12 protein-coding genes are annotated in these 15192 nt (G+C 65.2%); 1 reads left to right on the forward strand and 11 read right to left on the reverse strand.

From position 1 onward, the window contains the following. From tssL to tssA, 11 genes are read right to left on the reverse strand one after another with little or no spacing between them, the layout of a single operon-like run. Window positions 1–1332 (reverse strand): type VI secretion system protein TssL, long form, encoded by a 1332-nt coding sequence (tssL, locus tag AC1DZ8_RS21230; RefSeq protein WP_477302218.1) that lies wholly within the window; start codon window positions 1330–1332, stop codon window positions 1–3. Window positions 1333–1336: 4 nt separating this feature from the next. Further along, window positions 1337–2671, reverse strand: coding sequence for a type VI secretion system baseplate subunit TssK (gene tssK / locus AC1DZ8_RS21235; RefSeq protein ID WP_112565931.1), 1335 nt, complete (start codon window positions 2669–2671; stop codon window positions 1337–1339). A 59-nt stretch (window positions 2672–2730) separates the two neighbouring features. Continuing rightward, window positions 2731–3183, reverse strand: coding sequence for a type VI secretion system lipoprotein TssJ (gene tssJ / locus AC1DZ8_RS21240; protein ID WP_477401586.1), 453 nt, complete (start codon window positions 3181–3183; stop codon window positions 2731–2733). A gap of 3 nt (window positions 3184–3186) precedes the next feature. Then, complete coding sequence (gene tagH, locus AC1DZ8_RS21245) at window positions 3187–4671, reverse strand: type VI secretion system-associated FHA domain protein TagH (protein WP_477302222.1); 1485 nt, start codon at window positions 4669–4671, stop codon at window positions 3187–3189. After that, window positions 4668–5711, reverse strand: coding sequence for a type VI secretion system baseplate subunit TssG (tssG, locus tag AC1DZ8_RS21250; RefSeq protein WP_477302224.1), 1044 nt, complete (start codon window positions 5709–5711; stop codon window positions 4668–4670). The genes tagH and tssG overlap by 4 nt, the downstream gene beginning before the upstream one ends. Further along, the gene (gene tssF / locus AC1DZ8_RS21255; protein WP_477401588.1) at window positions 5675–7549 is read right to left on the reverse strand and encodes a type VI secretion system baseplate subunit TssF; all 1875 of its coding nucleotides are present in this window, start codon (window positions 7547–7549) and stop codon (window positions 5675–5677) included. Before tssF ends, tssG begins: the two co-directional genes overlap by 37 nt. A gap of 1 nt (window position 7550) precedes the next feature. Further along, complete coding sequence (gene tssE / locus AC1DZ8_RS21260) at window positions 7551–8306, reverse strand: type VI secretion system baseplate subunit TssE (protein WP_477401629.1); 756 nt, start codon at window positions 8304–8306, stop codon at window positions 7551–7553. Further along, window positions 8293–8742 carry an Hcp family type VI secretion system effector gene (locus AC1DZ8_RS21265; protein ID WP_352589300.1) on the reverse strand — a complete coding sequence of 150 codons (450 nt, stop codon included), beginning with the start codon at window positions 8740–8742 and terminating at the stop codon, window positions 8293–8295. Before AC1DZ8_RS21265 ends, tssE begins: the two co-directional genes overlap by 14 nt. 54 nt (window positions 8743–8796) lie before the next feature. Next, window positions 8797–10305, reverse strand: a complete 1509-nt coding sequence (tssC, locus tag AC1DZ8_RS21270) for a type VI secretion system contractile sheath large subunit (protein ID WP_477302228.1) — start codon at window positions 10303–10305, stop codon at window positions 8797–8799. Between the two features lie 3 nt (window positions 10306–10308). After that, window positions 10309–10845, reverse strand: a complete 537-nt coding sequence (gene tssB / locus AC1DZ8_RS21275; protein ID WP_352589029.1) for a type VI secretion system contractile sheath small subunit — start codon at window positions 10843–10845, stop codon at window positions 10309–10311. Between the two features lie 6 nt (window positions 10846–10851). Then, complete coding sequence (tssA, locus tag AC1DZ8_RS21280; RefSeq protein WP_477302230.1) at window positions 10852–12030, reverse strand: type VI secretion system protein TssA; 1179 nt, start codon at window positions 12028–12030, stop codon at window positions 10852–10854. A gap of 325 nt (window positions 12031–12355) precedes the next feature. Here tssA and tssH point away from each other — a divergent pair, with 325 nt between their 5' ends. Then, entirely contained in the window at window positions 12356–15169 is a 2814-nt protein-coding gene (gene tssH / locus AC1DZ8_RS21285) for a type VI secretion system ATPase TssH (RefSeq protein WP_477401631.1), read from the forward strand. Window positions 15170–15192: the final 23 nt, after the last annotated feature.

Here is a 15192-nt window from a genome sequence, read left to right on the forward strand (position 1 = left end):
TCACAGCCTCTTCTCGACCAGCACTTCAACGCGGCGGTTGAGCGCACGGCCTTCCCGCGTGGAGTTGTCGGCCACCGGATCGCTTTCGGCGCGGCCTTCGGAAGATATGATCTCCTTCGGCACGCCCGCCTGCACCAGAAGCTCGGCTATGGTTTCGGCGCGCGCTTCCGACAGGCGCTGGTTGCTGGCAAGCGGGTTGGACTTTTGCAGGCGCACATTGTCGGTATGGCCAACGACGGTGATCTTTCCGATCAGGTCCTTGTTGTCGAGGATCACCTTGGCGATGGACTCGATCAGGGGCTCATAGCCCTGGGTGAGTGTCGGGCGCGACGATTGGAAAAGTTCGGGGCTGGAAGCCTGGATAACCAGCTTGGCCAGCGAGACGCTCTCCGTGCCGCTCAGCGCCTTGCTCGTTTCAGCCGGCGCTGCCTTCTGGAATTCCGGCAGCAGCGCGTAGTCGACGGCAACCGGCAGAGGTGGCGGAGCGTCGGCCTTGGGTGCCGCGCGCGTGACATCGGCTCGCGTCGGCGGCGGCAGCGCGCGCACCAGCGCCGAAAGCTCGACCGCCTGGCTGCTCAGCCCCATCGACAGGCCAATATGGATGGCGGTCGCGATCACCGCGGCGGCCACGGCCATCACCCAGATCGGCACGATGAAACGCTGCGGTTCGTCGGACGCGATCACGCCCCTCCAATTGGGCGACAGTGGTGCGCCTTCGGCGTCGCTGTCACGCAGGAAACGCGCTGCCGCCACGCGCACCGCATTGAGCGAGCGGTCGCCGGAGCGGCCGGGCACGCGATATTTGCCGCGGAAGCCGAGCGCCATGCAGTGATACTGCAACTCCAGCATTTCGCGGTCGCGGTTGGGATGGCGCTCAAGATCTTCGAGGCGGGCAAAGAATTGCGCGCCGGCATCGACGTCGCCGCGCAGCATCACCACCAGCGGCTGGCGCGGCCAGGCGCTGGCACCGCCCCACGGCGTGTTCAGCGCGAGGTCATCGAGCAGCGCCGCCACCAGCCACGCGGCCTGGTCGGCGCGCTCGAGCGACGAGCCTTGCGCCATGGTGGCGTCGCGGCAGCGCACGAGTTCGTCGAGCAGCCTCGTGCGCAGCGCTTCGGGACTTTCCGGCGGCAGCGCGTTTTCCAGTTCGGGCGCAAATTCGAGCAGCGGCGAGAAGGCGTTGACGAGTGCATTCGGATGCGCGCGCGAGGAACGCTTGGCTGTGACGCCCGACGCTGGCAGGGGCATGGCGCGCGGCGTCGGCGCTCCGCTCAGACGGATGCGCGTGCGCTCCCGATCCTCGGACAGTCCGAATGGATCGTCCCTGCTCATCATCTCACCTGTTGACCGAGTAGCAGTCGACCTGCGGTTCGCTGGGCAGCACGCCCGAAACGCCGATCACAAAGCCGGGCGCTTCGAGAAGCGAGGCCCAGTGCTCGCTTTTCTGGTCGAGTTCGAGGCACAGCCGGTCGCCGTCATAGGGAATTTCGCGCGGCTGCGAATGCAATGGCTTCAGCGGAATGCCGGGCAGGCGCGATTTCCACAGCCCTTCGAATTCGCTCGCCGAGCCGACCGTCGCCTGATTGACGAAAATCTTGCGCAAGGCATCCTCCGACAGTTCGGAGCCGATCCGCACCACGATCCGGCTCGCCACCAGAAGTTTCGGGTTGTCGATGCGGATCTTCCACACATTGGTGGCATGCCGCATGACCGGCAGCGCGCGCGATTTCGGCTCGATGTAGCGCAGGCTGAGGATCAGCGAGCGCAGCGCGTCGGCCAGCGCCGAATAGGCTGGTCCCGGCGCCATGTGGTCGTAGACAGGCAGTTCGCCCAGCCGGCGCGCGCTCGAACCGTAGGTCGCCATCGAGCCGGCGAGACCGGCCAACTCCATATAGACCTCGGCCGGATGGAAGACGTCCTGCGCCAGCATGTGTGCCAGCCGCGGCCGCGCGGCGTTGACCAGATTGAGGATCAGAAGATCCTCGACACTGCGCCCAGGGCCGCCCAGCACCATCTTGCCGTGCGCTTCGGCGATCTGGTCGAGGCCGGTGACGACTTCCTGCAGCAGGCGGCTGTACCAGGAGGCCGCACCGATGACCAAGGTCGGCGGCAGGAAGGTGTCGTCGAGCGCCACGCCGCCATCGGCGCGCACCCCCTTGAGTTCGGCCACCGGCAGCGCGGTGTAACCGCCGACAGCCGTGGCCGGCGCCAGCAACAGCGCCTGCGGCCGCGCGATCTCGATTTCCTCGGGATCGGAACCGCCATGCACGGCATCGCGCACCGAGACGATCCGGCCGCGATAGCGCGCGCCCGACGGCTCGGCGTGAGCCGGGTCGAAGCCGACGCCGCCGGGCGGTTCGAGCGGCAGCGCGATCAGCACCGGTCCCGCGCCCATCTCCGGCGTTACCGCCAGCGGCCGCGGCGCATCCATCGTCTCGGGGATCGAAAACGGCGTCCCGTCGGGAAAGATCCCGCGCGCCGAAAGCACCGAGATCTGGCCGGCATCGAGCTGTGCCTGATCGAGCGTCAGCGTTCGAAAGCCGAACGTATGCAGATGCCCGGCCTGCAAGGCGCCGCGCACCGTCGCTTCGAAGAAGCGGTCCTGTTGCTGGAAATGCTGGGTGCGGAGAAACAACCCCTCCGACCACAGCACCCTGTTTGCATCGCTCATGCCGGCACTCTCTGCTTCCTGCTCATCACCCTGGCGCGGCTTTGCGGACCTTTTCGCCGCTAGGCGGAAATGCCGCCGCTGCCGAGCGTCACATTGACGGTGAACTTCGATCCTGGCGAAACCGACTTGGTCGTGCGCCAGTTGCGTCCGGTGGGTTCCCTGATCAGCGCGACGAAGCCGAGTGCGGCCACTTCCGGTTCGACCGTGATCGTCTTCGACGCAGTCTTGCCCGGCCCGACTGAAATCGTGTCGGAGCCGATCAGATCGCCGCCAAGTGCCGCGCCCGCGCCGCCTTGCAGGGCGAAATAGTCGGCCGAATTGAAGGCGCCAGTGCTCTTCAGGCGCAGGATCATGACGGTCACCGGCCTGTCGCCGCCGCCCGGTCCAGGATTCATGCCGGCGCCGCCAGCGAGGTTCACGGTGATGACGGAGGGTTTCGGCGGGCCGCTCTGGCAAGCCGTCAGCAATCCTGTCGCGCCCAAGGCAAGAATGAATTCGCGTCTGTCGATCATGTCCTAGTCCTCCTCATATGCGTCTCGAAAATCAGCGCCGATCTCGCCCAGAAAACGCGTCTCGGCGCTGTGAGCGATTTCACGGTGGCGTTTCTGGTACAATTCCCAGAGCTTGGCGCCGCGCCCGCCGGTCAGCAAATTGCCGATCGCCGAACTCGACTTCAGTTCCTCCTCGATCGCCGCCGGATCGAAGCGATCGATCATGCGCTTGAGCGCGCCTTGCACGCCGCGCCAGGCGCGGACGTGATGCTGCGCCAGATCGCGCACCGCGTCCTTGATCGCCGCGTCGGCGCCGAGGAAACCGGGGCTGCGCTCGGCCAGGATGGTCACCAGCGCATCGTCGATCGAGGGCAGGAATTTGAGCGGGTTGACCTCTGATGCGCCGACCACGGTCTGCGCCACGCGGGCATTGCCCTTTTCCTCGGCGCGCTTGCGCAGAAGCTGCATCAGCCCTTCCATCATCAGCCGGTATTCGCGGCCGAATTTTTCCATATCGGCCACCGGGTCGCGGCCGGGAAAATCGGCCTCGTCCATCCCCATGCCGCGCAGGAAAGCGGCGCGCAATTCCGCGTCCGACTGTCCGGCCGGCGGCCGCGGCGCGGCTTGCCGAACAGGAGCGCGTTGTGGCGGTGGAGACGGGGCTGGTGGTGGCTGCGGTGGCGATGGCTCTGCCGCGCGGACCGGCAGATCCCAGGGCGCCGGAGAGGGAGCAGGCGAGGGCGCTTCGATCGCGCTTTTATCCGTCACGCCGGCGTCGAGGCTGGTGGACTCGGCAGGGCCAAAACCAAACCCGTCATCGTAGGCCGGCGGCTTCTCAGGATTGGATCTGCTCGGCTCTCTCGATAGCGGCGCGTCGTCGAGGCCGAAGGGATCGTCGAACGATGGCCTGGCGCCGTTTCTGTCATTGGGCTCGGGCGCCGGCGTCGCCACGGGGTCGAGGCTGAACGGATCGTCGAACGCCTGCGAACTGCGTTCGTTGGACTGCGCACGTGCGAACGCACCCGGCACCGGCTTCTCGAACGGATCGGGCAGATCGGCGGGTCGCGGCCGTCCCGGCTCTTCTTGCGTCGTGGACGAAAAGAAATCGTCGCCGCCGAGGCTGACCGGCGCCCGCGACGCCGCCGGATTGCTGGCGGGCGCCGAGGGTCTATGGGCCGGCGCTTCGGTTTTCGCCGTCTGCAGATCGACCCACACCACATAGTCGCCCAGCCGCAGCCGCATGCCGCTTTGCAGGCGCGCCGTATTTCCCGCGCCGAGCGGGCTGGCGGCATCGTCGATGAACAACCCGCTGCTGGAGGTGTCGGTGACGAAATAGCCGCCCTGCTTGCTGGTGATTGTGCAATGGGCACGCGAGACGAACATGTCGGGATCGTTGATCTGCCAGTCGGCGTCGGCGCTGCGGCCGATCACCAGCTCGCCCTCGTCGAGCCGCGCCTGCCGCGTGACTTGCGCGCGTGGTCCCTGTTCGAGCGTCAGCAGCAGGCTCATGCCGCCACCTCTTCCCGCCAGCCGACGATGGTCCGCAGCCGCATGTCGTCGGCATCTCCCTTTTCGACCGGCCGTTTCAGCCAGGTGGTGCGGGCAAGCTGGACGGTTCCGAGCTTCGCCGGCGGCACTGCCTTTGCCGCAAGCACGATCCTCAGATCGACATCGATGGTCTCGCCGATCAGGTCGCGCACCGCCTGCTTCAACAGCTTCAGCCGCTCGCCGCCCGGCAGGAAGGCCTTGTAGTCCTTGTAGCTCAGCGCGCCGATGCGCAGCTCGATCCGGCTCTGGCGGCTGAACGAGCGCGGGCCGATGGTGGCGCTGCGGCCGAGCGTGGCATAGCTGCCGCCAAGCCGGCTCTGCAGCGCCTTGGGGATGGTCATCCAGGCAGCGACGAACTCCTTCAGCACCACCGGCACTTTGAACGCTTCTGCCAGGAACAGTGTCAACCGCTCCGGGCCGTCGACCTGGGAAGCGAGCGAGGCGGCCTGGCGAAGTTTTACGGCATCGAGTTCGGCATCCTGCGTGCCCGGCAACCCGATGCCGGCCATCGCCTCGAGCATGGAACGGACGCGGCCGCCGACCCCGCGTTCGACCTGCACCGCCGGATGCGCATCCGCCCAGGCGCGGTAGTAGAGCGCGATCATCCGATGCTGCAGGATGTTGACAAAATCGACGAAGGTCGTGTCGCTTGTCTGCCGTGCCTCGGCACCGGCATACCAGCGTTGCGACAGGCGATCGAGCACCCAGCGCGTCAGATGCAGCGGCATCGGCCCTTCGGGCCCGAGCAGGCCGAGATTGTTGACCGTAACGCGCGCCGGCGACGTGTCCGTCGGCTCGCGGAAATCCACCACATCCTGCACCGCGAAGGACAGCCGCACATTCTGACCGAGCCTTGCCGGCTCGCGGTCCGGCCGACCGGAATGGCCGAACAGGCCGCCTTGCCGTTCCAGCCGGCGCAGCAGTTCGAAGAAGTCGAAACTCTCGGACAGGGTCGCGGCTCGCTCTAGATCAGGTAGCGATTGCCGGGCGTCATCGGCCATGGCACATCCTCCTGTTTCTGGAGCAACCGCGTGCGCGTGCGCACGAACCCGTTTATCCCGGCATGGCGGGCGAACAGCCGCGACAGCAGGCCCGACAGCAGCAAGGTGCTTTGTCCTGCCAGCACCGACTGGTCGACATGCAGGGTCACTTCCGTGCCGCGGCCGAAACACATCGGTCCGTCGATCGCCAGCCGCTCAATCACCGCGCGCGAGTCGATGCGCACGATCGAGCGCACATTGCGGGCAAGCCCGGGATCGCCGCGTTCGGCGTAGAGATCGAGCAGCGCATGCAGCGGATCGACGCCGCGGCCTTCCTTGGCCAGGCTGAGGAAGTTGAGCGCCAGCTGCGACACCAGCCGCCAGGCGAGATCATCGGCGCGCGACTCGCCGTCGGCGCCGGCCGGCAGCGCCGCTGGGATGGCCGGCTGCGGCGAACGCAATGCGCCGAGCAGCCGCACCGTCTCCACCGGGTCGCCGGCTTCCAGCGTCAGGTTAGGCGTGTCGTCGAGGATGGCCAGGTCGCGGTTGGTGCACAGCGCCGCGATGTCGACGCGCTTCAGCGGCCGGTTGGCTTGACTGTGGACCGGGCGCGAGATCGCCAGGAAGACGTCGTCGCCGGCATAGGAGGTGCGCGTCACGCCCTGGCTGCGCTCGTCCTCGGTCGGCCGGCGCGGCCGCCGCTCGGTCGAATAGACCCAGCCGCTGCCACGGTTTTGTCCGAGGCTGAAGAGCTCCGGTATTTCCGCATCGGGACCTTCGGCGTCAGCATCTTCGACGCGGATCACGCGGTAGATCTCAAAATCCCGCGCGCGCGTGCGGTCGGCGTGCAGCACTTGGCGCGTCTTGCGGTGATCGAGCTCGATGACGTTGCACTCGCGCTCGAAGAGATTGATGATCGGCGTCGCGAAAAGTTCGAAATCCGCCGGCGACAGATCGGCGAGCTCTGGCACCGGGCGCCTGAACAGGAAGATGATCTCAAGCCCCGCCTGGCATTTGCGCACCACCGGCTGCAAGCCGGTTACGCGCGCATAGTGGAAGCGCTCGGGCATCATGAAATATTCGCGCAGCAGGCGGTAGCCTTCGAAGGTCGGCCGCGTGCGCGGCATCATCGCCTCGGCATCGGCGATGCCCACCATCTCCGGCGCCGGCAGAGGCGACAGCGGATTGGTCTTGCCTTCAGGTCTCGCGCCGACGCCAGAGCAGACGCCGAAGATCGCGTCGAACGTCAGCGGCGCCTTGGTGCGGTTGGCGAAGTAGAGGTCAAGCCGGTCGAGCGCCAGTTCGCCCAGTTTGACCTTTCCAGTCGGGGCAAGCGTGATGCGCAGTGCAGCTTCGCCGCCCTTGCCGCCGATCGGGCCAATGCCGGCGGCGGCCAATGCGCTGCGATCCTGGAAATAGCCGACCGAACTGATCGCGATCGGAAACAGCGTCATGTCCTGCGCGGTGGTGAAGGTGCAGCGTGTCGACAGGCCAGCTTGCAGGCTGGAGACCAGCCGCGTGCCGCGCTTGACGACATGGCCGGCGAGCATGGTCTGCACCTGCTGGCCAGGCTTCAGCACCACCATGGCGGTTGCCGGCGCCGGCGTGACGAGATCGGGATAAAGCACGTCGAGGATGGCGCGCGAAAACCGCGAGCGTTCGGCATCCACCTTCAGCCGCGTGCGCGCGGCGAGAAAGGCGACGCCGTCGAGCAGCCGCTCGACATAGGGATCGGGACACGGCACCGTATCCAGCGACAGATTGCGCGCGACGGCCGGATGCATGTCGGCGAACTCCGCCGCCAGCCCGCGTATGTGCGACAGTTCTTCCTCGTAATATTCTACGAAGACCCGGTCCATCTCAGGCTTCCCTGAACTCGGTGCGCGCCACGCCGTTGTCGAGATTGATCGTCGTGCGCAGGCGCATGCGTTCAGGCGTCGGCGTCATGATCAGCACCGCGTCGATCTCGATCTTCAGGCCGGTCTTGTCGCCAAGATTGACCGTGACCTTCGTCGCGCTCTCCTTCAGCCGAGGCTCGAAGGTGGCGAGCACGGCGCGGATTTCGCGCGCCAGAACATCGCGATCGAAGTCGCGCGACGAACGGCCGGAGAAGGCCGGCACGCCGTAATTGACGACGCTGCGGCGCACCTCCGGAAAGTCGTCCAGCGCTGTCGGACTGTCGGTCATCTGCTCGGCTTCGAGATCGGAAAGCATGGGCGTCGATTCGAAGCGTTCGGTGTTGAACAACGCCTCGATGTCGCGCCGCACGGCCTCGCGCAGCACCTCGGGCGACACCACGATGCCGCGGCTTTCGAGCTCGCCGCGATACCGGTTCTGAAACGCCAGCCTGTGCAGCCGGCGTTTCTGATCGGGGTTCAGCGCATCGTCGGCGTCGATGCGCCGCGGTCCGTCCGCCAGCAACTCGTCGAGGCGCTCCTCGCCGAGTTCGTCGTGCAGAGCCTGCCTGAGCCCGTCTATCTCGGAACTCAGGCCGGGCAAATCGTTGACGAGGCGGTCCCAGAGCGAAGGCTGTACTGCCTCGCGCTTGGCCCGTGAACCGCCCGCCTGTGCCTTGTCCGCGGCAGGGCGCTTTGCACGCCCCTCACTTGCCGACATAGACATCCATTTCGGCTTCGTCATTGTCGTCATAGACGAACTTGATCTTCTTGTAGGCGAAGGAGACCTCCTCCTGGATCAGGTCGGCTTCATCGTCGGCCTGCGTCATGTCGTATTCCATGATCGAGGCATCGGTCAGGGTAACGACCAGATAGTCCTTGCTCTCGCCGTCGATGGTCCGCCGCGCCGAGAACTTGACCTCGTCCAGCGCCTTGTTCTCGAACAGGGCCTTGGCCAGATAGGGCGAGGCCTTGTCATAGTGCTTGGTGAACTTGATCATGCCCATCGACACGCGACCGCGGCGCGAGAGCGAATTGGGGTCATAGGGCGCGACCATCTTGTAGTCGACGCCATGGATCTCGATCTCGTCGTCGTGGCCGTCGCGCGTGCTGGGGCCCTTAATGTCAGGAACTTTCAGAAAACCGTCGATCTTCATTGTGGGCATTTTCGTTCTCCACCGCTTTCAACAAAACAAGGTTGGTTGCTGCAATCAGGTCTTCACGGACGGCAATTCCGACACCAGCCGGAGCGAGGCGTTGATGCCTTCCAGCTGGTAGTGCGGGCGCAGATAGAAGCGGGCATTGTAGTAGCCCGGCCGGCCCTCCACGCTGTCGACCTGCACCTCGGCGGCGGCAAGCGGACGCTTGGCGCGCGCCTTGTCGTCGGCGAAGGCCGGGTTGGCCAGCACGTACCGGTTGATCCATTCGGTCAACCAGATCTGCATGTCGGAGCGTTCCTTGAACGAGCCGATCTTGTCGCGCGCAATAGCCTTGAGGTAGTGCGCGAAACGGGAAACCGGGAACAGATACGGCAGGTTGGCGGAGAGCCGTTCGTTGGACTGGGCGTCGGGATCGACAAGGCGTCCGGCACGCGTCTCGTCGTCCTGCAGCGAGTGAGCGCCGATGAAGGCGGCCAGATCGGTGTTCTTGCGGTGCAGGATCGGCATCAGACCAAGCTTGGCCAGTTCCGCCTCGCGCCGGTCATCGATGGCGACCTCGGTCGGGCATTTCATCGCGATCGAGCCGTCATCCGTCGGGAAAGCGTGCACCGGCAAATTGAGCACCGTGCCGCCGTTCTCGACGCCGCGGATCTGCGTGCCCCAGCCATAGAGCTTGTGGCTGCGGTTGATGTTGACGCCCATCGGGAAGGCGGCGTTCATCCAGACATATTTGTTGTGGTCACCCTGCACCTCCTCCTCGAAGGAGAAGCCCTTGACCGGAACGGTCTCGGACCCGTAGGGCAGACGCGCCAGCACGCGCGGCATGGTCAGCCCAATATAGCGGGCGTCCTCGCTCTCGCGCAGCGACTGCCACGAAGCATAGGCCGGATTGCTCACGATCATCTGCAGGTCCTGCGGGTTGGGCAGTTCCTGCCAGCTGTCCATGCGGAACAGCCGCGGCGAGGCGGCGGCGATGAACGGCGTGTGCGCCGAGGCGCAGATCCCGGAGATGTTGCGCAGCAGGCCGACGTCGCGCGGATGGTTCGAAAACTCGTAAGCGCCAACGATGCAACCGATCGGCTCGCCGCCGAGCATCGAATACTCGTCCGTGTAGACTTTCTTGAAGATCGGGCTCTGGTCCCACATCTGGCCTTCATAGTCTTCAAGCGTGTCGGCCAGTTGCTCCTTGGAGATGTTCATCACCCGGATCTTGAGATGCTTCGCATCCGTCTCGGTGTTGTTGATGAGATACCAAAGGCCGCGCCATGTGCCTTCCATCTCCCGCACTTCCGGTGCGTGCAGGATTTCGTTGACCTGCGTCGTCAGCATCTTGTCGATGCCGGCGATCAGCGACTTGATCGACTTGATCGAATTCGACGAAATCGTCGTCGTCTCCGAGCGCGACTGCGCCGCCAGCGCCAGGTTGCGCACAAGCTGCTGCAGCTTCTCGCTGTCGTCCTTCTTGACCTTGAAGTCCTTTTCCAGCAGCTGGCTGAACTCTCCCAGGTCGACGGCCTCGGCCTCGGCGACGGATGTTGCGGTCTTTTGCTGTTCGGCCATGATTTATTCCTCACCCTTGTCGTCGGACAGCGCCTGGGCAGCGATCTGGCCAAGCAGCGGCTGATTGTTCAGCAACTGGGCGATGCGCTTTTCGGCATCGACGCGGCCGTCCATGAAGCCGAGCAGTTCCTCGAGCTGGCGCCGCATCTTGAGGATCTCGGCCAGTTGCGGCACCTGTTCAGCGATCTTGTCAGGGGCGAAATCACCCATCTTGGTGAAGGTCAGGTCGAGTGCGAGCTCTTCGTCGCGCTCCTGGCCTTCGGCCTGCGGCAAGGTGTTCTTCACCCGCGCCTTGACCCTGGGGCCCATTGCTTCCATGAATTTGGGGAAGCGGTTGGCATCGGTCTCGACAAAAGAACGGTCGAGCACCGTCTTTGCCGCTTCCCGGGTCTGCGATGCGCCCGACAGGTCGGCCATCACGCCCATGACGAACGGCAGTTCGATCGTCGTCGGGCTGCCGTAGGTTTCGACATCGTAGGCGATCTGCACGCGCGGGGCGCGATTTCGCTCGATGACCTTCGCTTTGCTTTCGGCTGGCATGTGTTGCTACCTTTCATCCTTCTGGGCAGTCTTCTTGGCGTCGGGAACGCCGGCGAGCAGCCGGAATTCCTTCAGCCCCGACGGGGCGAGATCTTCCATCAGTTCAACGAAATCCATGTGCACCATCCGGCGCACCCGGCGGGCGAGATGCGGGATCGGGCTCGACGGCTCGGTGCGGTCGTAGAACGCCACCACAAGGTCGAGGCACTTCACCACATCGTCGCGCGAGGAAATCCTGTCGGGGAGCCCTGCACCTGGCTCTGCGTAGCTTGCCATCGTCTCGGCTCCATGACCGTTTCTGGCCGGCATTGCCGGGCTTGCCGTGGCAGGCGCCGGGCTGGCTGCGCCATTCGTCGCTGCCGCGGCCGTCGTTTCCACCGCCGTGTTGCGTTCCAGCGTCGTCAGCAAACGCTGCAGGAACCGCTTTAATTCCGGAACGGCAGCGCCACTGCCTTCAAGGCGGGCGTTCAGCGCCGTGTCGACCGCGTCGAGCGCTCCGATCGCGCCGTGAGCATTGGCGATCAGTGCCGTCATCTGTTCACCGGCCTGATCGAGTTGGGCGGCGCATCCGCTGCCCACCCGGTTCAGGAGCTGCCCATGCGCGCTGACCAGCGCTGCCTTTTCGGCGGCATTCAATCCCGAGGCCGCTTCCTGAAGCATGACGCGATCGTCGAGCGCGCCCTGTTCCAGATCGCGTCCAGTGATCGGCCCCATGGGTCGTGGGGCGAAGAAAACCATCTGCCTGAGGTCAGCCAGCAGCCCGTCCTGGCCATTCTGCAGGTCGGCCAGCGCGTTGAGGCGGCGCAAGGCGGCGTCGCGCGGCTGGCCGCCGGGTCGCAGCGCCGGGTGCATCGTCTCCCAATGCGTCTCAAAAGTCCGCGCGATCAGTGTCAGGCCCTGCGCCAGCCCGGCGAGCCCCTCTTCATTGGCGAGCGCCCGGGCGACGATGACAAGCAGGCGCAGGTCGCGGCCATGCGAACGCAATTCCTCGGCCTTGCCAAGAACGGCAGGCCAATCGACCGGAATCGTCGATTGCGCGGCAGGCTTGTTGCGCCCGTCATGCACAACCTTGACCTGCGGCTCGGTAAGGCGCTCGAGCTCGTGAAAGACCGGATCGTTGCGCAAGTCTTCGCCTGACGGATTTTCACCGTCCAACGGAGCAAGCCAGAGTGCGAGATCGATCACAGCTACCCCCAGCGACCGGCTCTAAAACCGTACGTGACCCAACGTTAGCACACGGTTGCACCCTACCACAATTCGGCAAACCGCTCAAAAGTTAACGGGCGCTACCGCGAGCCAGTGCAACTGCATCTCGAATGGCGCAATCTATGGTCTGCTTGCCCGGCCCCGTATGTGAAGCGCATCGCATAGAATTGGAAAAATTCGTGGTTGTCTGCATTTGGTGGCGCGGGACTTTCCACAAAGGGAAGCGGCCGGCTGAATGACGCGCTTTGTCAAGCGGCTGCTTATGTGGCAGGCTGTCGACGGGCAGATTGCAGGAGCACGTTCGATGGAACAGCGCCGGTCGTCGCAGGGTTTCAAACGCAAGGAACTGGTAGGCAAGCTCAATCCGGTCTGCCTGCGCGCCTTCAAGGCTGCCGCCGACAGCGCCAAGCTGCGCGGCAATCCTTACGTCGAACTCGTCCATTTCATCGAGCAGCTGGTGCTCTCCGAACGCTCGGATGTGCAGATGATCATTGCCGATGCCGGCATCGATGCCAGCCGGCTGACCAGCGACATGACCCGGGCCGTCGACAAGCTGCCTTACGGTGCCACCTCGATCGAGGAATTTTCCGACCATATCTTCCACGCCATCCAGGAAGCCTGGAACCTGGCGACGCTGGAATTCGGCATGGAGGAGGTGCGCAGCGCCCATATCGTGCTCGCTTGCCTGAAGACGCCGGTGCTGGAAGGCCTGGTGTCGAAGATCAGTACCGAGTTCGACAAGATCGGCGCCGACGCGGTCATCGCCCGCTTTGCTGAAGTGGTGGAGGGCTCGCTCGAAGCCGGCGCTGCGGCCGTAGCTACTCCCGCCGCCGAGGCGCCACGGCGGGCTCCGGGCGGGGATTCTGCGCTGGCCAAATACGCCACCGACCTGACCCAGCGCGCCCATGACGGCAAGATCGATCCGGTCGTCGGCCGCGATCCGGAGATCCGGCAGATCATCGATATCCTGATGCGGCGCCGGCAGAACAACCCGATCCTGACCGGCGAGGCCGGCGTCGGCAAGACGGCGGTGGTCGAGGGCTTCGCCTTGCGCATCGCCCAGGGTGACGTACCGCCGCCGCTGCAAGGCATCAGCGTGCGCATGCTCGATGTCGGCCTGATGCAGGCCGGCGCCAGCGTCAAGGGTGAGTTCGAAAAGCGCCTCAAGGCGGTCATCGACGAGGTTCAATCCTCCGAAAAGCCGATCATCCTGTTCATCGACGAGGCGCACACGCTGATCGGCGCCGGCGGTGCCGCCGGAACCGGCGACGCCGCCAATCTGCTGAAACCGGCGCTGGCGCGCGGCGAATTGCGCACCATCGCCGCAACCACTTGGGCCGAGTACAAGCAGCACATCGAAAAGGATCCGGCGCTTACCCGCCGTTTCCAGGTGGTCAAGATCGATGAGCCATCGGAAGCGGTGGCCGTGCTCATGTTGCGCGGCGTCGCCGGCGTGCTCGAACAGCACCATGAGGTGCAGATCCTCGATGAGGCGATCGAGGCCGCGGTCGGCCTGTCGCATCGCTATATCCCGGCGCGACAATTGCCCGACAAGGCGGTCAGCCTGCTTGACACCGCTTGCGCCAGGGTCGCGGTCTCGCAGCATGCGACGCCGGCCGAGGTCGAGGACATATTGCGCCGCCGCCAGGCGCTGGAGGTCGAAAGCGGCATCATCGGCCGCGAGGCGGCGATCGGCATCGAAGTGGCCGACCGGCAGGCGCGGGTCGAGGCTGGGCTCGCCGAGACCGAGACGACGCTGGCCGCCGCCGAGGCGCGCTGGGAGCGCGAAAAGGCGCTGGTAGCCGAGATCCTCGAATTGCGCGCCAGGCTGCGCGGCGAGGGCGTGCCGCTGGACGAAGTGGCGACCGCCGAGGCCGATGCCGAAACGGTGGCGCCGGACGCAGAAAAGACCAAGGTGCCCAAGACGGAACCGGCCAAGGCCGAAACGTCCAAACCTGAAAAGCCCAGGACCAAGGCGGCCAAAGCCAAGGGCGAGGCGCTTGCGGATACAGAGGCAGCGCCGTCAGATCCGGCAGCCGATCTTGCGCGGCTGCGTGAACTCATGGCCGAGCTTGCCACCGCGCAGGGCGAGACCCCGCTGATCCTGCCCTCCGTCGACCGCAATGCGGTGGCTGCCGTGGTTCAGGATTGGACCGGCATCCCGACGGGGAGAATGCTGTCCAGCCAGACCGAGAAGGCGCTCAAGCTGGCAACAACTTTGTCAGAACGCGTTGTCGGCCAGGACCACGCCATGGAGATGATCGCCAAGCGCGTGCAGACCAGCCGCGCCGGGCTCGGCGCGCCGGAAAAGCCGGTCGGCGTGTTCCTGCTCTGCGGTCCCTCGGGCGTCGGTAAGACCGAGACGGCTCTGGCGCTGGCCGAAACGCTGTACGGCGGCGAGCAGAACCTGATTTCGATCAACATGTCAGAATTCCAGGAGGCGCACACCGTCTCGACGCTGAAGGGCGCACCGCCCGGCTATGTCGGCTACGGCAAGGGCGGCATCCTGACCGAGGCCGTGCGCAGAAAACCCTATTCGGTGATCCTGCTCGACGAGGTCGAGAAGGCGCATCCCGACGTCCACGAGATCTTCTTCCAGGTCTTCGACAAGGGCATGATGGACGACAGCGAGGGAAGGCGCATCGATTTCAAGAACACGCTGATCCTGCTGACCTCCAATGTCGGCTCCGAAGTCATCATGGAGCGCACCGGCAACGGCACGGTGAGGGCAGGGCTCGACGGGCTCGACGCTGCGTTGCGCGGCCCGTTGCTGAAGGTCTTTCCGGCGGCCTTCCTCGGCCGCGTGGTGACCATCCCTTACTATCCGCTCTCGGATTCGATGATCGAGGCCATCACCCGCCACCAATTCGGCAAGATCGCAAAGCGGCTGCGCGCCAGCCACGATGCCGAACTGGTGATCGGCGACGGCGTCATGGATCTGGTCAAGGCGCGCTGCACCGAAATCGAGTCCGGCGGCCGCATGATCGACGCTATCCTCACCAACACGCTGCTGCCGGAACTCAGCCGCGGCGTGCTGAACCGGTCGCTCGACGGCGAGAAGATGACCAAGGTGACGGTGAGCGCCTCGGCCGACGGGTTTGCCTATTCGTTCGAATAGGTCTCACAGAGAGCCTGCGCCGG

This window comes from Mesorhizobium sp. P2_F7, assembly GCF_056403695.1.